Source organism: Sphaerisporangium album (assembly GCF_003323745.1).
GTDB classification, from domain to species: Bacteria; Actinomycetota; Actinomycetes; order Streptosporangiales; family Streptosporangiaceae; genus Sphaerisporangium; species Sphaerisporangium album.
This window is the reverse complement of the sequence record NZ_QOIL01000010.1, coordinates 165934-182751: the sequence shown is the minus strand read 5'-3', so window position 1 is coordinate 182751 and position 16818 is coordinate 165934. Positions and strand designations below refer to the sequence as shown.

The 16818-nt window shown below is 71.3% G+C and carries 16 protein-coding genes; 7 read left to right on the top strand and 9 right to left on the bottom strand.

Annotation, left to right across the window (positions count from 1 at the left end):
- The first annotated feature begins 6 nt into the window (after nucleotides 1-6).
- Nucleotides 7-1506 carry a TldD/PmbA family protein gene (locus tag DQ384_RS19255; protein ID WP_114030227.1) on the top strand — a complete coding sequence of 500 codons (1500 nt, stop codon included), beginning with the start codon at nucleotides 7-9 and terminating at the stop codon, nucleotides 1504-1506.
- Nucleotides 1503-2870, top strand: a complete 1368-nt coding sequence (locus tag DQ384_RS19250; RefSeq protein ID WP_245966604.1) for a metallopeptidase TldD-related protein — start codon at nucleotides 1503-1505, stop codon at nucleotides 2868-2870. The genes DQ384_RS19255 and DQ384_RS19250 overlap by 4 nt, the downstream gene beginning before the upstream one ends.
- Before the next feature lie 87 nt (nucleotides 2871-2957).
- On the opposite strand, the gene DQ384_RS19245 is transcribed toward DQ384_RS19250, so the two are convergent.
- The gene (locus DQ384_RS19245) at nucleotides 2958-3170 is read right to left on the bottom strand and encodes a dodecin (protein WP_114030225.1); all 213 of its coding nucleotides are present in this window, start codon (nucleotides 3168-3170) and stop codon (nucleotides 2958-2960) included.
- A gap of 92 nt (nucleotides 3171-3262) precedes the next feature.
- Here DQ384_RS19245 and DQ384_RS19240 point away from each other — a divergent pair, with 92 nt between their 5' ends.
- The gene (locus DQ384_RS19240; RefSeq protein WP_114030224.1) at nucleotides 3263-3574 is read left to right on the top strand and encodes a DUF3099 domain-containing protein; all 312 of its coding nucleotides are present in this window, start codon (nucleotides 3263-3265) and stop codon (nucleotides 3572-3574) included.
- 206 nt (nucleotides 3575-3780) lie between these two features.
- On the opposite strand, the gene DQ384_RS19235 is transcribed toward DQ384_RS19240, so the two are convergent.
- From DQ384_RS19235 to DQ384_RS19220, 4 genes are all read right to left on the bottom strand, one after another.
- Entirely contained in the window at nucleotides 3781-4038 is a 258-nt protein-coding gene (locus DQ384_RS19235; protein ID WP_114030223.1) for a DUF6457 domain-containing protein, read from the bottom strand.
- A gap of 67 nt (nucleotides 4039-4105) precedes the next feature.
- Nucleotides 4106-4735, bottom strand: a complete 630-nt coding sequence (mobA, locus tag DQ384_RS19230; RefSeq protein WP_245966603.1) for a molybdenum cofactor guanylyltransferase — start codon at nucleotides 4733-4735, stop codon at nucleotides 4106-4108.
- Between the two features lie 131 nt (nucleotides 4736-4866).
- Nucleotides 4867-5856, bottom strand: a complete 990-nt coding sequence (moaA, locus tag DQ384_RS19225; RefSeq protein ID WP_114030221.1) for a GTP 3',8-cyclase MoaA — start codon at nucleotides 5854-5856, stop codon at nucleotides 4867-4869.
- A gap of 217 nt (nucleotides 5857-6073) precedes the next feature.
- Nucleotides 6074-7459 carry an amidase gene (locus tag DQ384_RS19220; RefSeq protein ID WP_245966602.1) on the bottom strand — a complete coding sequence of 462 codons (1386 nt, stop codon included), beginning with the start codon at nucleotides 7457-7459 and terminating at the stop codon, nucleotides 6074-6076.
- A 381-nt stretch (nucleotides 7460-7840) separates the two neighbouring features.
- Here DQ384_RS19220 and DQ384_RS19215 point away from each other — a divergent pair, with 381 nt between their 5' ends.
- The 3 genes from DQ384_RS19215 to DQ384_RS19205 all read left to right on the top strand — a co-directional run bounded on the left by DQ384_RS19215 (nucleotide 7841) and on the right by DQ384_RS19205 (nucleotide 12020).
- Nucleotides 7841-8995: an RtcB family protein gene (locus DQ384_RS19215; RefSeq protein WP_114030220.1), complete on the top strand. Its 1155-nt coding sequence runs from the start codon at nucleotides 7841-7843 to the stop codon at nucleotides 8993-8995.
- 705 nt (nucleotides 8996-9700) lie between these two features.
- Nucleotides 9701-11095 carry a Dyp-type peroxidase gene (locus DQ384_RS19210; RefSeq protein ID WP_114030219.1) on the top strand — a complete coding sequence of 465 codons (1395 nt, stop codon included), beginning with the start codon at nucleotides 9701-9703 and terminating at the stop codon, nucleotides 11093-11095.
- Between the two features lie 364 nt (nucleotides 11096-11459).
- Nucleotides 11460-12020, top strand: coding sequence for an SgcJ/EcaC family oxidoreductase (locus tag DQ384_RS19205; protein WP_181871288.1), 561 nt, complete (start codon nucleotides 11460-11462; stop codon nucleotides 12018-12020).
- Nucleotides 12021-12070: 50 nt separating this feature from the next.
- On the opposite strand, the gene DQ384_RS19200 is transcribed toward DQ384_RS19205, so the two are convergent.
- From DQ384_RS19200 to DQ384_RS19190, 3 genes are all read right to left on the bottom strand, one after another.
- Nucleotides 12071-12784 carry a response regulator transcription factor gene (locus DQ384_RS19200; RefSeq protein ID WP_114030217.1) on the bottom strand — a complete coding sequence of 238 codons (714 nt, stop codon included), beginning with the start codon at nucleotides 12782-12784 and terminating at the stop codon, nucleotides 12071-12073.
- Nucleotides 12785-12985: 201 nt separating this feature from the next.
- Nucleotides 12986-13510, bottom strand: a complete 525-nt coding sequence (locus DQ384_RS19195) for an NUDIX hydrolase (protein ID WP_114030216.1) — start codon at nucleotides 13508-13510, stop codon at nucleotides 12986-12988.
- Between the two features lie 202 nt (nucleotides 13511-13712).
- A complete protein-coding gene (locus tag DQ384_RS19190; RefSeq protein ID WP_114030215.1) occupies nucleotides 13713-15389 on the bottom strand; it encodes a thiamine pyrophosphate-binding protein in 1677 nt (558 codons plus the stop codon).
- 325 nt (nucleotides 15390-15714) lie between these two features.
- Here DQ384_RS19190 and DQ384_RS19185 point away from each other — a divergent pair, with 325 nt between their 5' ends.
- Nucleotides 15715-15903 (top strand): hypothetical protein, encoded by a 189-nt coding sequence (locus DQ384_RS19185; protein WP_114030214.1) that lies wholly within the window; start codon nucleotides 15715-15717, stop codon nucleotides 15901-15903.
- Here DQ384_RS19185 and DQ384_RS19180 read toward each other — a convergent pair.
- Nucleotides 15900-16818 (bottom strand): M20 family metallopeptidase (locus DQ384_RS19180; RefSeq protein WP_220183015.1); only part of this gene is annotated, 919 nt, incomplete at its 5' end. The two genes, DQ384_RS19185 and DQ384_RS19180, sit on opposite strands and share 4 nt — an antisense overlap.

The window sequence follows — 16818 nt, the reverse complement described above, 5'->3', positions numbered from 1 at the left end:
GTGGACATGCGCCAGATCGATCCCGACTTTCTCGCCCTGCCGCTGAGGCAACTGGCGGACGCGGCCCTGCAACGTGCCCGTGACCTGGGCGCCGAGCACGCCGACTTCCGGCTGGAGCGGGTGCGCGGCGAGACTCTGAGCCTCTTCGACGCCCGCCTCGAAGGGTCCATGGACGCCGACGACCTCGGGTACGCCGTGCGCGTCATCCGCGACGGCACCTGGGGCTTCGCCGCGGGCATCCTGCTCACGCCCGAGGCGGCCGCGGCGGTGGCCGAGCAGGCCGTCGAGGTCGCCCGGGTGGCCGCCGCCGTCAACCGCGAACCCGTCGAGCTGGCTCCCGAGCCGGTGTACGCCGGGGCCACGTGGGTGTCGCCCTACGACGTCGACCCCTTCACGGTGCCGTTGAAGGAGAAGGTGGCCCTGCTGGCCGACTGGTCCTCCGGCCTGCTGAAGGACCCGCGGGTCGACCACGTCGCCGCCTCGCTCATGCAGGTCAAGGAGCAGAAGTTCTACGCCGACACCGCCGGCACCGACACCACCCAGCAGCGGGTCAGGACGCACCCGGTGCTCACGGTGATGCGGGCGGCCGAGGGACGCTTCGACGACATGCGCACGCTGGCGCCGCCGTCGGCGCGCGGGTACGAGTACCTCACGGGGACCGGGTGGGACTTCCCCTCCGAGGTGGCGATCCTGCCGGAGCTGCTGGAGGAGAAGCTCAAGGCGCCGTCGGTCCAGGCCGGTCACTACGACCTGGTCATCCACCCCTCCAACCTGTGGCTCACGATCCACGAGTCGATCGGCCACGCCACCGAGCTGGACCGCGCCCTCGGCTACGAGGCCGCCTACGCGGGCACCAGCTTCGCGACGTTCGACCAGCTCGGAACGCTGCGGTACGGCTCGCCGATCATGAACGTCACCGGCGACCGCACCGCCGAGCACGGCCTGGCCACGATCGGCTACGACGACGAGGGCGTGGAGACGCGGCGGTTCGACATCGTGCGCGAGGGCCGGCTGGTGGGCTACCAGCTCGACCGGCGCATGGCCCTGCTGAAGGGGCTCGGCCGGTCCAACGGGTGCGCGTTCGCCGACTCGCCCGGGCACGTGCCGATCCAGCGCATGGCCAACGTCTCGCTGATGCCCGCCAGTGACGGCCTCACGACCGAGGAGCTGATCTCGCGCGTCGAGCGGGGCATCTTCATCATGGGCGACAAGAGCTGGTCGATCGACATGCAGCGCTACAACTTCCAGTTCACCGGCCAGCGGTTCTACCTCATCGAGGGCGGCCGCGTCACCGGCCAGGTGCGCGACGTCGCCTACCAGGCCACCACCACCGACTTCTGGCGCTCCATGGAGGCCGTCGGCGGCCCGCAGACCTACGTGCTCGGTGGCGCCATGAACTGCGGGAAGGGCCAGCCGGGCCAGGTGGCACCGGTCAGCCACGGATGCCCGTCGGCGCTGTTCCGCGGGGTCAAGATCCTCAACACCGTCCAGGAGGGTGGAAAGTGACTCCCCAGGAGACCGTCGAGCGTGCCCTCGCCCTGAGCGGGGCCGACGACTGCGTCGTGATCGTCGACGAGGGGTCCGCCGCGAACCTCCGCTACGCCGGCAACACGCTCACCACGAACGGCGTGAGCCGGTCCTCGCGCCTCACCGTGATCTCGGTGACCGGGCGGGGCGTCGGCGTCGTGTCGCGCTCGGCCGTGCGTCCCGACCAGCTCGCCGACGTCGTCGCGGCGGCGGACCTGGCCTCGCGCGAGGCGCCGCCCGCCGAGGACGCCCGCCCGCTGGTCGGCGCGGCCGTGTCGCCCGACTGGGACGCCCCGGCGGAGCCGACCACGATCGGCGTGTTCGGCGACTTCGCCCCGGCGCTCGGCGAGGCCTTCGCCGTGGCCGAGACCGGCGACCGCAAGCTGTACGGCTTCGCCGAGCACCTGCTCACCACGACGTTCCTCGGCTCCTCCACGGGGCTGCGGCTGCGCCACGACCAGCCCACCGGCCGGCTGGAGCTGAACGCCAAGTCCCCCGACATGGCGCGCTCGGCCTGGGCGGGCGTCGCCACCCGGGACTTCACCGACGTCGACGTCGCCGCACTGGACGCCACGCTGGCGCGCCGCCTGGAGTGGGCCAAGCGCCGCATCGACCTGCCCCCGGGGCGGTACGAGACGCTCATCCCGCCCTCGTCGGTCGCCGACCTGATGATCTACCTCTACTGGTCGGCGGGCGCCAGGGACGCCGCGGACGGCCGCACGGTCTTCTCCAAGCCGGACGGCGCGACCCGCGTCGGCGAGTCCCTGTCCGGGTCCCCCGTGCGGCTCTACAGCGACCCGGCGGCCCGGGGCATCGAGTGCGCGCCGTTCGTGATCGCGCACGCGGGCGGGCGGCAGCGGTCGGTGTTCGACAACGGCCTGCCGCTGTCCTCCACCGACTGGATCCACGACGGGTCGCTCTCGGCGCTGCTGCAGACCCGCCACTCCGCCGAGCTGACCGGGCTGGCGACCACCCCGGGTATCGACAACCTGATCATGGCCGGGCCCGGGGGCGGCCGCTCGCTGGAGGAGATGGTCGCCTCGACCGAGCGCGGGCTGCTGCTGACCTGCCTGTGGTACATCCGCGAGGTTGACCCGCAGTCGCTGCTGCTGACCGGCCTCACGCGCGACGGGGTGTACCTCGTCGAGAGGGGCGAGGTCGTCGGCGAGGTCAACAACTTCCGCTTCAACGAGAGCCCGGTCGGCCTGCTGGACCGGATGACCGAGGTCGGGCGCGAGGAGCAGACCCTGCCCCGCGAGTGGAGCGACTACTTCACCCGGGCGATCATGCCGCCGGTGCGCGTGCCCGATTTCAACATGTCGACGGTCAGCCAGGCCAACTGATCCGCCGACGATGGCGTGACCCTCCGCCGCCGGGAACGCGCCCGGCGGCGGTCGCGGGGCCGGGCGCGAGGGCTGTCAAGGCGGGGGTCAGGAGTCCTCTAGGCGGAAGCCGACCTTCAGGCCCACCTGGTAGTGGGCGATCTCGCCGTCCTGGATGCTGCCGCGTACCTCGGTGACCTCGAACCAGTCCAGGTGCCGCAGGGTCTCGGCCGCGCGGCGTATGCCGTTGCGGATCGCCTGGTCGACGCTCTCGGGTGACGTGCCGACGATCTCGGTCACGCGGTACGTACGATCGCTCATCCGACTCTCCTCACCGTCGTCCTTGATCGTATGCGACCGCTCGGACGGCCGCGCGGGACACCCCGGTCGCCCCGGGGTCTACCGTGGAAGTTGTGAAGCTATGGCGTCGCCGTACCGTCGTGCACCAGGTCACCGACGCGCAGCCGTCCTTGTCCTCGGACATCGGCCGCCGCGAGAAGCGGTATTTCGTCCAGATGGGGATCCGATTGGTATGCCTCGTCCTGGCGGTCGTGCTCACCGTTCCATGGCCGGTCAGGGCGTTGCTCGTCGCAGGAGCGATCTTCCTGCCGTACATCGCCGTCGTGGGGGCGAACCAGCCGACTCGTGGCGTGAGCTCGACCTTTGACGGGGACGCACCTAACCAAACCGAGATACCACGCCACCGACGCGAGATCGGGTCGTGACAAACTCTTGACGCACCCCATGGGTTGTAGGTGTACGCTTTAGACAAGCGCTCTGGTCCCCCGTCGGAGCGCTCGTGCCGGCGTTCCGGGCCCCCGTCGGAACGCCGATGAAGCGACGCCGGGTGGTTTGCCCCCGTAACCACCCGGCGTCGTCCATTTCCCGGGAAAACATCCGTTGAATCGATTTTCCGGATGTTCCGGATGCCTTAGTGATCACCCAGTGTCTCGGCCGTGGCCTGGCCCCAGTTGCGGGCCAGCATCGAGAGCCTTTCCAGCGCGTCCGGCGACGCGGTGCCCGCCCCCTGGGCCAGCCCGAGCAGGTACGCCGTCAGCGGCGCGGCCGGGCGGGCGACACCGTGGGCCACGTCCCTCGTCAGATCGAGAACCGCGTCTCGATCCACTTTTTCCGGGTCGACACCGAGCTCCTTGCAGACAAGCGCCGTCCACTCGGCCAGCACATTCATCGCGTCCCTTTCCTCCGGTGATATCCGTACGGGCCAAAACGGGTTTTCCCGCACGTCGTCCGGTGAATCATGACTCGCCGGACGTAGGAGTCAACCGCCTTCTCGCGTCTTTCACATCGTCGATCGTGTCGCAATCGAACCACGGAACCCGCTCCCCGTCCCCCACCGGCAGGCCGAGCCGCACCGGTTCCAGCGGCCCGAGCACCCCGCGCAGCGACCGCCCCGCGTAGGCGGCCAGCGCGCCGGTGAGCACGTCCGTGCGCCACACGCCGGTGAGCCACTGCTCGCGGCCCTCGTCGTCCACCAGGACGGCCCCCGGGCCGCTCCCGGCCGCCTCGCGCAGCGCGGCGAGGTGACCGGGCATCAGGAACGGGAGGTCGGCGGCCAGCAGCGCCGTCCAGGGCGCCGAGACGCGCGCCAGCCCCGCGCGCGCCGCCGGGACCGGGCCGCCGCCGGGCGGGTCCTCGCGGACGAACTCGGCGCGGGGCAGGCCGTCACGCGCCGGGCCGACCACGATCAGGCGGGCGGCGCCGGTGACCGCGGCGGCGACCCGCTCGATGAGCGCCAGCCCGCCGACGGTGACCCCCGGCTTGTCCCCTCTCGCGAACGCCCCAAGCCTGCGCGCCTCGCCGCCGGCGAGCACCACCGCGTCGTAGGGGCCGTACGAGCCTTCGGAGACGCCGGCGCGATCTCCCACCTCACCCGGCCGCCACGCGCACCCAGAGGGGCCATGGAGGGCCTGGAAGGGCGGCCGGTGATCCCCGGCCGCCTCGCGATCGTCGGCGTCCGCGCGATCCCCGGCCTCCGCGCGGCCTCCGGGAGGCATCGTCAGCCGCCGATGGCCGACATGGGGCGCGCCGGCTGGAGGAAGCCCGCGTCGTCGATGCCGTGCCCCGCGCGCTTGCCGCGGACGGCGGCCACCCACCGCTCGGCGAGCTCGTCGTCCGAGGCTCCGGCGCGCATCGCGCCGCGCAGGTCGGACTCCTCGGTGGCGAACAGGCAGTTGCGGATCTGACCGTCGGCGGTCAGGCGCACCCGGTCGCAGGCGCCGCAGAACGGGCGGGTCACCGAGCCGATGACCCCGACCCGCGCGGGCCCGCCGTCCACCAGGAAGACCTCGGCCGGGGCGCTGCCGCGCGCCGCCGGGTCGTCCGGCGTCAGGGCGAAGGCCCGCGTGAGCGTGCCGAGGATCTCGTCGGCGGTCACCATGTCCTCGCGGCGCCAGCCGTGCTGGGCGTCCAGCGGCATCTGCTCGATGAACCGCAGCTCGTAGCCGCGCTCCAGGCAGAAGCGCAGCAGCGGGACCGTCTCGTGGTCGTTGACGCCGCGCATGAGCACCGAGTTGACCTTCACCGGGCGCAGCCCCGCGGCGTCGGCGGCGGCCAGGCCCGCGAGGACGTCCTCCAGCCGGTCTCGGTGCGCGAGCCGGACGAAGGTGTCCCGGTCGAGGGTGTCCAGCGAGATGTTGACCCGGTCGAGCCCGGCCGCGGCCAGGGGCTCGGCGAGACGGGCCAGGCCGATGCCGTTGGAGGTGATCGACAGCCGCGGACGCGGCCGCAGCGCCGCCGCCCGCCCGACGATCTCCACCAGCTCGCGGCGCAGCAGCGGCTCGCCCCCGGTGTAGCGGACCTCGGTGATGCCCAGCCGTTCGACGCCGATCGCCACGAGCCTGCAGATCTCGTCCGCGGTGAGCAGTTCGGGCTTGGGCAGCCAGTCGAGGCCCTCCGGGGGCATGCAGTACGAGCAGCGGAGGTTGCACCTGTCGGTCAGCGAGACCCTCAGGTCGGTCGCCACTCGCCCGAACGAGTCAACGAGCACCGGAAGGCCCTCCTAGCGTTGCGTGTCGCGCCACCGGCGGACGACGGCCGCCCTGGCCTGGCGCCGTGGCGGCACCGTCCAGGACTCCCGGCCGGTGACGCGCCGGCCCGGGCACCGGGCGCGGTGGACGTGAAACTCGTTTCACAGTAGACGGTGCGGCGCCGTAAGAACACACGCGCCCCGGGCCGCGCGTGGATTCGATCGCGTTCAAACTGCTTCAGCGCGGCTCACCCCGCGGAGGCGCCGGCCGGGACGGTGCGCGTGAGGATACCGCCCGCACACGGTCGGCGTACGCGAGAAGCGTCTCTTCGCGCCCGGCGGCACAGATCAGCTGGGCGCCGACCGGCAGGCCGCCGACGGCCCCGGCCGGGACGCTCACCGCCGGCACACCCGCCAGGTTCCACGGGCTGGTGAAGGAGAGCAGCGCGTCGCGGACCGGAACCCGGACGCCGCCCACCTCGAGGTCGCGCGCGCCGATCGGCGGCGCCGGGACCGCGACGGTCGGAAGCGCCAGCAGGTCGTACCGGTCGAGCAGCGCCGCCACCCGCCCGCGGAAGGACTCGCGGGCCTCCGCCGCGCGGACGTAACGCCAGCCGGGGATCCCACCGGCGTGGCGCAGCCGGTCGAGCACCTCGGGGTCGAACAGGTGCGGCGACCGCGCGACCCGATCGGCGTGCACCGCGTAGGCCTCACTGCCCTGAATCGCCGCGTACACCTGGTACAGCTCGGCGACACCGGGAAACGTGACCTCCTCGGCGTCCGGAAATGCGGCTTCGACCACGCCTGCGACGGACGGGTCGACGAGCGGCGGCGCGTCCGTGACCAGCCGGGCCACGCGGGGCGAGCCCACCTGTGTGGCGGAGGCCGGCACCTGCCCCGCCAGCACGCGGAAGGCCGGCCCGCAGTCCTCGGCCGTACCGGCGAGCACTCCCACATGGTCCAGAGAGGACGCGAGCGGGAAGACCCCGTGGACGGGGACGGCGCCGTACGCGGGCTTGAAGCCGACCACGCCGCAGAGGGCCGCCGGGATGCGCACCGACCCCCCGGTGTCGGTCCCGATGGCGAGGGGGACCATGCCCGCCGCCACGGCCGCCGCGCTACCGCCGCTCGACCCTCCGGTCATCCGCGCCGGGTCGTGCGGGTTGCGCGACGGGCCGTTGCGGGATCGGTCGCCGGTGGGGCCGTACGCGAACTCGTGGGTGGTGGTCTTGCCCACGATGATCGCCCCGGCCTCGCGAAGCCGGCGCACGCAGGTGGCGTCCTGGCCGGGAACGTGGCCGGCGAAGTGCGCGGAGCCCATCTCGGTCGTCATCCCCGCGGTCTCGATGATGTCCTTGACCGCGACCGGGATCCCGTGCAGGGGACCTCGGTCCACTCCGGCCGCGCGTTCGGCGTCCGCCCGCCGGGCGGCCAGGCGCGCGGCTTCGGCGTCGACCGTCACGAAGGCGTTGAGCGGCCCGTCGAGCGCGGCTATGGACTCGAGCGCACGATCGACCAGATCGGCGGCGGACAGGACGCCGGCCCTCATGTCGCGTCCGAGCCCGGCGATCGTACGCCCGGCGAAGAACCCCCGGGGGCGGACACCGGTGATGTCGTCGCTCACTTCGCCCGGCCCCCGGGGACGGGCCCTGGCATTCCGGAAGTCACGCACGCTGTCATGGGCAGCACGTTACCGACGATCCACCAGAAGACCACCGCGAGGCCGGTACGACCGGAGACGGTCACCGTGCAGGAATCCCACTGTGCCACGCCGCGCCGATGGCTCCGGCCTGGGCGGTTCCGTCCAGCCCGTCCGGGGCGAACGGAGACCCCGCGGTGCGTGACCACCAGCGACAACTCACGCCCCTGGGGCGATCACACTCGGCGATCATGCGACACCGGAATGCGCAAGCCGTGAATGCTTACGCGCGGGCGTGTTGAATAATGAGTGGGATGTCGGCGAGGACTTGGGCAGAGTAGATCTCGATCAAAGAGGAGATCCACCATGCCGAACCAGATCGCACCTAACCTTCTGTCGTGGGCCAGCGAAATAGACCCGGGCACGATCGAGCAGGCGGCACGTACCGCCCGCCTGCGTTTCGTTTCCGGTCATGTCGCGCTCATGCCGGACGCGCATATCGGCATTGGCGCGACAGTCGGATCCGTGATTCCTACCGAGGGTGCGATCATTCCGGCCGCCGTGGGTGTGGACATCGGGTGCGGCATGGTCGCGACCGAGACCACGCTCACCGCCGCCGACCTGCCCGACACCCTGGCCGCGTTGATGCCCATGGTGGAGCACCGCATCCCGGCCGGCGTCGGCAAGGGCCACGCCGACCCGTCCATGGACCGTACCCTCAGCGAACTCGGACTCCCCCACACCGACCTGAACCCCAGGCAGGCGAAGAAGGTATCCGAGCAGTTCGGCACCCTCGGCTCCGGCAACCACTTCGTCGAGGTCTGCCTCGACGAACGTGACCGGGTCTGGACGGTGCTGCACTCCGGTTCACGCGGCATCGGCAACCAGCTCGCCACGATGCACATCGTGGACGCCAAGAAGCTCATGAAGAAGCAGGCCATCGGCCTGGAAGACCCCGACCTGGCCTACCTGATCCAGAGCACGCCGGAGTTCACCGCCTACATCGAAGACATGCTGTGGGCCCAGCGCTACGCCATGGCTTCACGCGCCCGCATGGACAAGGTCCTGATCAACGCCCTGTTCCGCGTCGTCGGCAAGGGCCAGCGCGTCCGCACGATCAACTGCCACCACAACTTCACCCAGCAGGAGACGCACAACAGCAAGGAGCTGTGGATCACCCGCAAGGGGGCCATCAAAGCCGACACCGGCGACGAGGGCGTCATCCCCGGCTCGATGGGCACCCAGTCCTACATCGTCCGCGGACTTGGGAACCCCGACTCCTACAACTCCTGCTCCCACGGCGCCGGCCGCCGAATGTCGCGCAGCCGAGCCAAGCGAGAGCTATCAGCCAAGTCACTCACCGAAGCGATGCGCGGCCGAACCTGGAACGCAGAGCGCGCCGCCGCCCTGGTGGACGAGCACCCCGAAGCGTACAAGTCCATCGACCAGGTGATGGAAGACCAGAAGGACCTGGTGGAGATCCAGCACACCCTGCACCAGATCTTCAACTACAAAGGCTGAAGCCTGGACACGCGCCCCGCCGCCCACACCAGGCGACGGGGCGCCCCTCTCCGAGAGCCAAATGAACGACACCCTCGTTAAGAGAGCTATGCTCCTGTGGTCATATGTGCCGGGTGACCTGCGAGGATAATAAGCGTCGATAGCGTCACGCCCTGGTCATCCCGCGTTCGTCCCACGCCTGGAGGTTATCGCGGAGGGCGGCCCATGCATTGTGCTGCAAATGCAGGAGCCACTCGAATCGGGATATCTTCCTCGCCGTGAGTGCCCAGTACGCATGGTCTGAACGCTTCCCTGCAAGGCATCCGGTGACCAGAAGTTCTGATCACCCGGCGGTCAGTCCACTCGGCGATCTGTATCCCCCGGCTACCGAAGCAGAGGTCCGCGAGCTTGAAGAGCGGCTGGGTGTGGAGCTGCCGCCGAGTTACCGGCAATCAAACGGCACAGAATGCGCCCATAATGCGACTTCAGCAGCGTGCCGCGCCATCCGATGGCCCCGGTCTGGCCGAGCACTGGGCCGGCGATCGGGAGTCACGTGTCTCTGGGACGGGATCGCGATCTTCGTACCAGTCTCGCCGCGCGCGTCTGAGGTGTGGTTCGGGAAGAGCGCGGTTGATTGGTGGATTTCGCTAGGCGGTGAACCTTTGGCGTGAGAAAAGACTCGTATGGGAGGGGCCCGACAACAGGTACCACGGGGAAAGGACTGCCATGCCGGTGCAACTGTCCAACGGCAAGCCGCTCGTCTGGGACTCGGCGGCGTTGGACGCCGATACCAGGGCGATGCTCGACAACCTGCAGCCCAACATCCTGCAGGCGCACGTGCGGGAGCATCTCGCGGTGCTGTTCCTGCAGTTCGGGGATGGTGCCGGGGGGCGGCGGTTTCTGCGGGAGGTGGCCGCGCTGATGAAGTCGGCGCGGCGGCATTTCGAGGAGGTGCGCGCGTTCAACGCCTCGAAGGCGCCCGGGACGCCGTACGTGGGAGTCGGGATCAGCAGGCTCGGCTACAACAAGCTCGGCCACGACACGGTGAAGTTCACCGACAACGCCTTCAAGTCTGGGCTCAAGCGCCGCAAGGACACCCTGAGCGACCCTCCGGTGAGCGCGTGGGAGGCGTCGTACCGGGAGGAGATCCACGCGGTCGTGCTGATCGGCGACGCCACGCCCGGACCGGTCGCGGCCACCCGGGCGCGCGTGCTGGCACTGTTGCCGAAGACGGCGAAGGTGGTCGGCGAGGAGACCGGGAACGGGTTGCGCGACGCGCAGGGCAGGGGCATCGAGCACTTCGGGTACGTCGACGGCCGTAGCCAGCCGCTCTTCCTGGCCGACCAGGTGGCCGCGGAGCGTGGGGTCAACTGGACGCCGTTCTTCCCGCTGAGCCACATCCTGGTCTCCGACCCCCTGGCGCCCAAACCGGAGCGTCACTTCGGCAGCTACCTGGTGTTCCGGAAGCTGGAGCAGAACGTCCGGGCCTTCCGGGAGGCCGAGGAGCGTCTCGCGGACGCCCTGGGGCTCACGGGGGCCGACCGCCCGCTGGCGGGGGCCATGCTGGTGGGCCGGTTCCGCAACGGAACCCCGCTGCGGCTTCACGGCCGGCCCAGCTCGGACGGCTTCGCGGTGCAGAACGACTTCAGCTACCGCGACGACCCTGGGTCCAAGTGCCCGGTGAGCGCGCACATCCGCAAGACAAACCCCCGTGACTCCCGCGACGGCGGCCTGGAGCGGGTGCTCGGGGTGATGATGGCGCGGCGCGGGCAGACGTACGGGACGCGTACGGACGTGCCGTGGGACGACGCGCCGCCGCAGAACCGTCCCACGGGCGGGGTCGGCCTGCTGTTCATGGCGTTCAACGCAAGCTTGCAGGCGCAGTTCGAGTTCACCCAGCAGGCGTGGGCCGACAGCCCCGGCTTCCCTGTGGACGGCACCGGCCACGACCCGGTGATCGGGCAGGGCGAGCGTGAGGGCAAGGTGCGGTTCCCGCAGGCGTGGGGCAGCGAGAAACGCAGCGCCCCGCAGGCGCAGGTACCCCAGACGGTGACCATGAAGGGCGGAGAGTACTTCTTCATGCCGTCGCTGGCCTATCTGAAGGGCCTCAAGGACCGCTGAGCGAGTCCTGATCGACGGACGACCGAGCCGGGCGCCGGGGATCCCTGTGGTCCCCGGCCCGGCCATGGGCGGGACCACGCCGCGGCGAGATCACACGGCCGCGGAGCCGGGAGGTCTGTCCGGCACGGGCCTCGTCGTCGCGCGGACGGGCGGGGGGTGTGGCGGGGGCCTCACCCGTGCGGGCGTTCGGGTGGGCCTCATCATCGGGCGGTCGGGGCCGGCCTCGCCGGTGGGGCGGCTGGGGTGCATAGCGAGTTATTGGGGAAAAATTACACTTCCGTTGGATTTGTCCTTTCCGGGCGCTGGGGGTGGTGATCAAGGGTGGGGGACGACCTCCACCGCGCCCTACCCCCAAGGGATACCGATGTCTTCGACGAAGTGGGCGAAGCTCTCCCCCGCCCGCCGTGCCGGCCTGGCCGGTCTGACCGTCCTGCTGACCCTCACGCCGCTGGCCGGCACCGCCGCGAGCGCCGAGGCGCGCACGCGGGGCACGGTCCACGCCGCGCCCGGGTCGCACGCCACGGAGTTCGCCGGCCGTCCGACCAGGGCGCGCGTCGCCGCCCTGCTGGACACCTGGGCCGCCACACTGCTCACCCGCGACCCGGCCCGCGTCGCGGACCTGTACGCGCCGAAGGGCGTCCTGCTGCCCACCCTGTCGGCGCAGGTCCGGACCGACCGCGCGGGCATGATCGACTACTTCACGGGATTCCTCGCCAAGGAGCCGCGCGCCACGGTCAAGCAGTCGATCATCGAGATCCTCGGCGACCGGAGCGCGGTCAACAGCGGCACCTACGAGTTCTCCCTCAAGAACGCCGAGGGCGTCATGGAGACGGTGCAGGCCCGCTACACCTTCGTCTACGAGCGCATCGCGGGCAAGTGGCTGATCGTCAGCCACCACTCCTCCCTGATGCCGGCAGGCGACTGACCGGGGGGACGGCCACCCGGGCGAGCGGTCCGCACCGGCGCCCGCCCGGGTCAGGGCGTGACGACCAGGCGGAAGCCGACGCCGCGCACGGTCTCGATGCGCGCCACCTCGCCGAGCTTGCGGCGCAGCGCGCCGACGTGGGCGTCCAGCGTCTTGGTGGGGCCGAACCAGTTGGCGTCCCACACCGCCCGCATGATGCTCTCCCTGGTCAGCAGCGCCCCGTCGTCCTCGGCCAGGTACGCCAGCAGGTCGTACTCCTTGGGCGTGACCGTGACCTCGCGGTCGTCGGCGTACACCCGGCGGGCGCGGCGGTCGATGCCGAGCCTGCCGTGCCGGTCGAGACCGGGTACGGCGGGGCGGCCGGCGCCGTTCCCGTCCTGGCCGCTCTCGGGTGCGCCGGGCCATCCGTCGCCGGGCCGCGCGCGCCGCGCCACCGCGCGCATGCGGGCGACCACCTCGCGCAGCCCGAACGGCTTGGTGACGTAGTCGTCGGCGCCCATCTCCAGCCCGACGATCCTCTCGGTCTCGTCGGTGCGGCCGCTGATCACGATGATCGGCACGTCGCCCCGGCCGCGCAGCGTGCGGCAGACGTCCAGGCCGTCCCCGTCCGGGAGACCGAGATCGAGGAGTACCATTTCGGCCGGTGCGGCGGCCAGCGCGGCCCGTCCGGTACCGACCCAGTCCACCCGGTAGCCGAACCGGCCCAGACCGTCCCGCAGTGCTTCTGCGAGGGGCTCATCATCCTCTACCAGCAGAACATGCACGAGTCGCCCCAGGTGTGGTGACGATTAGAGATCAACAGGAACGCATAAGCCGGATACAGGATACGGTATGGGCTTCGGCGTCCCCCACCGGCCCTCGGCCTTGATCGGCGCAGGCGGGCACACGTCGCCGGACGACCGCAAGGGGCGTTCATGATGAGCGGGCCCCGCGGCCGGGCGGCCCGCGCGTCCGGAAAGGCGTGCTCAGGCCTCGCCGAGCAGGTAGAGCAGGGCGGCGATCGTGGAGCCGGCGACGATCTCGCGCTTGCCGATCAGGCCGCGGACGTCGGCCAAGGGCACCCAGTCGACGCGCTCGGCCTCCGAGCCGTCCAGCGGCGGGCCGAGGCGGACGGCACCGTCCGCGCGGAAGATGTGCTGTTCACAGTCGGAGATGCCGCTGAGGGGCTGCATCGTCAACATGGGGCGCAGCGGCCCGGGACGCCAGCCCGTCTCCTCGACGACCTCGCGCGCGGCGGCGGCGATCGGCTCCTCCCCCGCGTCCACGTGGCCGCCGGGGATCTCCCACCCCCAGGAGTCGGTGATGAAGCGGTGCCGCCAGATCATCAGCACGTGCCGCCGGTCGTCCACGACCACGGCCGCCGCCCCCGGGGCCATGCGGACGAGCCTGTGGCCGATACGTGAGCCGTCGGGAAGCTCGACATCGGCAAGCCGGATGTCCAGCCACTGGTCGGTGTAGAGCGGAACTTCCGAGTTGACCTTCCAGCGCATGCGCCCACTCCCGGCTCGGCTCGCCCTGGTCCCCGCGCCCACGCTACAAGGCGACCCCCGCCACCCCCGCCCGCCGCCCCGGACGAGAGCCGGATCCGGCCGCCGATCGGACCGCCCAGCGCCCGATCGGCGGCCGGCGCGCGTCATCGCAGGGGCGGCGATCAGGGAATCTCGGCAGGGGCGTGATCTCCTGCCTTAGTCCTCAGGAGTCGCGGCTGATGGCGAGGTCGATGAGGAAGGGCCCCGGGTAGTCCAGCGCCTGGGCGACCGCGTCGCGCACCTGCTGCGGCTTCTCGATCCGGACGGAGCGCACGCCGAGGGAGGCGGCGAGCTGGCTGAAGCCGATCGCGGGGTAGCTGATGTCGAACATCTCGGGCAGCGGGTGCTCGGCGATGCCCTGTGTGCCCCAGTAGTGGGCGACGTTGTCGTCCAGCGTGCGGTACCGGCCGTTGTTGCAGATGACGAACTTGGCCGCGATGTTGTACCGGGCGGCGGTCCACAGGGCCTGCAAGGTGTACATGGTGCCGCCGTCCCCGGCGAACCCGATCACGGTCCGGCCGGGGTTGGCGATCTTCATGCCGACGGCTCCGGGGACGCCCACGCCCAGCGTCCTGCCACGGCTCTTGTGCCAGTGCCCGGGCCGGTTCGCGCGCAAATACCGCGAGATGGCCGGCGAAGAGGACAGCGCCTCGTCGAAGATCATCACGTCCTCGGGCAGGTGCTTGGCCAGCTCGTGGGCGAACACGGCCGTGGACAGCGGCAGGCTCTCGGCGTTGTCCAGGTCCCGGGCGCGGGCCTCGGCGAGGGCCTCGGCCTTGTGCGCGGCGCCGTCGCGCATGCGCTCCGCGGCGGCGGCGCGGTCCCGCGGGGTCATCTCGACCTCGAGGGCGTCGGCGAGCAGGCCGAGCGCGTGCCTGGGATCGGCCACCAGGCCGAGGTCCACGGGGTAGTTCTTGGCGATCGCGTCGCCGTCCAGGTCGATGTGCACGACCTTGGCGCCGGGGGCGAAGACGCCGTCCATCGCGGGGAAGACCTCGGGCATGAGGTAGGTGCCGCAGACGAGCACGGCGTCGGCCGCGGCGGTGATCCTGTGGCTGGAGGTGCCGAACATGCGGCCGAGCTCGCCCCGGTACAGGGGGTGGTCCGCCGCCATGTTGACCTCGGACCAGTCGGCGCCCCACACCTCGGCGCCCCAGGTCTCGGCGAGCCGGGCCAGGGCGTCCTGCGCGCCGGAGAAGTGGATGCCGTCGCCGGCGATCACGATCGGGTGGCGGGCCGCGGAGAGCAGCCGCGCGGCCTGCGCGATGGAGTCCTGCGAGGGGCTGCTCGCGGCGTCCAGGAAGGACGTGGGGACGGCGGCCTCGTCCGTCTCGGCGTCCATCACGTCGGCGGGCAGCACGACGAGCACCGGCCCGTACGGGGGCGTGGCCGCGATCTTGAACGCGCGGCGCAGCATGCGCAGCGAGGTCCTGGGGTTGACCACGCGGGTGGACCACTTGGTGACCAGCTTGGCCATGCCGACCAGGTCGGCCGATCCCTGCGCGTCCATGCCGTCGTAGGCCACCCCGGCCTCGCCGGCGATCACGACCATCGGGGTCTGGCCGCGCAGCGCCTCGTACAACATGCCGATGCCGTTGCCCAGGCCGACACCGTAGTGGAGCTGGACGAGCGCGGGCCTGCGGGTGGAGCGGGCCCACCCGTCGGCGATGCCCACGGCGGCGGCCTCGTGGAGCGCGAGGACGTACTGGATGTCGGGAAAGCGGCGCAGTTCGTCCAGAAACCCCTGCTCGACCGTTCCCGGGTTCCCGAAGATATGAGTGATGCCGTCGGCCTGGAACTGCTCGATGATCGCCACGCGGGCGGGTCTGCTGGCGGCCATGTTCTCCTGCCTCTCTTCGTGTGCGGGGGTCTCGCTCGCGGTAGGAGGCCGCGTCCGGCACGGTGCCGAGCGGGACGGTGCCGAGCAGGCACGTGCGCCCGGTTCGAAACCTCGCCTGTACGCGGCATTCAGCCTCGGACCACGCTAACCGGGGGAGATCGCGGCGCACATGGGAGCGCGACGGAGGTCGCGCACTATCCAAGGTCCCGGGCCGCACTACGTCAGATCCCGCCGGACGCCGGATTCCTCCGCCGATCGGCCGCCGTTCGCTTTGATGTCATGTATTTACGTGGTACATGCTCATTCGAGCGGGTACGGCTTACCCATGGGGCCTTTCCGGCGGCCACGCGCGTGGCTCTGGGCCGCGTGCGCCGCGGTCGTCATCTGCGTCGCGCTCGCGATCTACGCGGGGCTGACCGAGATGTGGTCCCTGCTGTTCCCCTGCTGCGTGCTCGCCGCCATCATCGCGGGCTTCGCCGTCGCCGAAGGGGAACGCTGCCTGCGGCGCGACTAGGGACCCGCGCGGCCGGGGCCCAGCCGGGACAGGAAGTCCTCCAGGGCGCGGTGGTAGGGCATGACCGTGGTCAGGTCAGCGTACTCCTCGGGGCCGTGCTGGCCGTCGCCGCCGATGCCGAAGATGACGGCGTCGACGCCGCGCTCGTAGTAGAACCGCCCATCGGCGGCGCCGTGCTTGCGCAGGAAGTCGGGCCGGTACCCCTGCGCGCGCACGGCGCTCCACAGCGCCAGGACGTCCGGGCTGTCGCGGCGGGCGTGGTGCGGCGGGCCGACATGGCCGACGACGGGCGTGACGCCGGGCTCGCAGAAGGTCAGCAGGTGCTCGGCGATCTGCCGGGCGGTCCTGCCGTTCAGGTCGGCGTCCTCGGGTGGATAGCGGATGTCCAGCCACGCCTCGGCCAGCTCCGGCACCTGGTTGCGCGCGGTGTCCGGCGTCGTGACCCGGGAGACGTTGACGGTCGTGCGCCAGGCCTCCTCGGTGGCGGCGGGGTAGCGGGCCAGCAGGTTGCCCAGGGTGCGTATGAGCTTCAGCACGGCGCTGTCGCCGAGCCAGGGGTAGGCGCTGTGGGCACCGCGGCCGGCCGCGCGCAGGTCGGCGGTGACCATCCCCTTGGAGTCGGTGACGATGCGCAGGCCGCTCTGCTCGCCGATCAGCGCGAAGTCGCCGGCGACCCCCCGCTCCAGCTGGTGCAGCGTGCCGTCGCGGCCACCGGTCTCCTCGTCGGTGACGAGCTGCAGCGCGACCGGGTACGGCAGCAGCGCCGCGCGCTCGCGGAACACCTTCGCCAGCACCAGCGCCGAGACCTTCATGTCCTGCGCGCCCCTGGCGTACAGCCGAAAGCCGTCGCGGCGCGGCCGGAACTGGCGCGGCTCGGCGGGGACGACGTCGAGGTGGGCGTTGAGGATCACGCGG

Coding starts and splice junctions, on each gene's coding strand:
- DQ384_RS19255 (WP_114030227.1), top strand. CDS start 7: ATGCGCCAGATCGATCCCGACTTTCTCGCCCTGCCGCTGAGGCAACTG.
- DQ384_RS19245 (WP_114030225.1), bottom strand. CDS start 3,170: ATGAGCGATCGTACGTACCGCGTGACCGAGATCGTCGGCACGTCACCC.
- DQ384_RS19235 (WP_114030223.1), bottom strand. CDS start 4,038: ATGAATGTGCTGGCCGAGTGGACGGCGCTTGTCTGCAAGGAGCTCGGT.
- DQ384_RS19215 (WP_114030220.1), top strand. CDS start 7,841: ATGCCGAACCAGATCGCACCTAACCTTCTGTCGTGGGCCAGCGAAATA.
- DQ384_RS19210 (WP_114030219.1), top strand. CDS start 9,701: ATGCCGGTGCAACTGTCCAACGGCAAGCCGCTCGTCTGGGACTCGGCG.
- DQ384_RS19205 (WP_181871288.1), top strand. CDS start 11,460: ATGTCTTCGACGAAGTGGGCGAAGCTCTCCCCCGCCCGCCGTGCCGGC.
- DQ384_RS19195 (WP_114030216.1), bottom strand. CDS start 13,510: ATGCGCTGGAAGGTCAACTCGGAAGTTCCGCTCTACACCGACCAGTGG.
- DQ384_RS19190 (WP_114030215.1), bottom strand. CDS start 15,389: ATGGCCGCCAGCAGACCCGCCCGCGTGGCGATCATCGAGCAGTTCCAG.
- DQ384_RS19185 (WP_114030214.1), top strand. CDS start 15,715: ATGGGGCCTTTCCGGCGGCCACGCGCGTGGCTCTGGGCCGCGTGCGCC.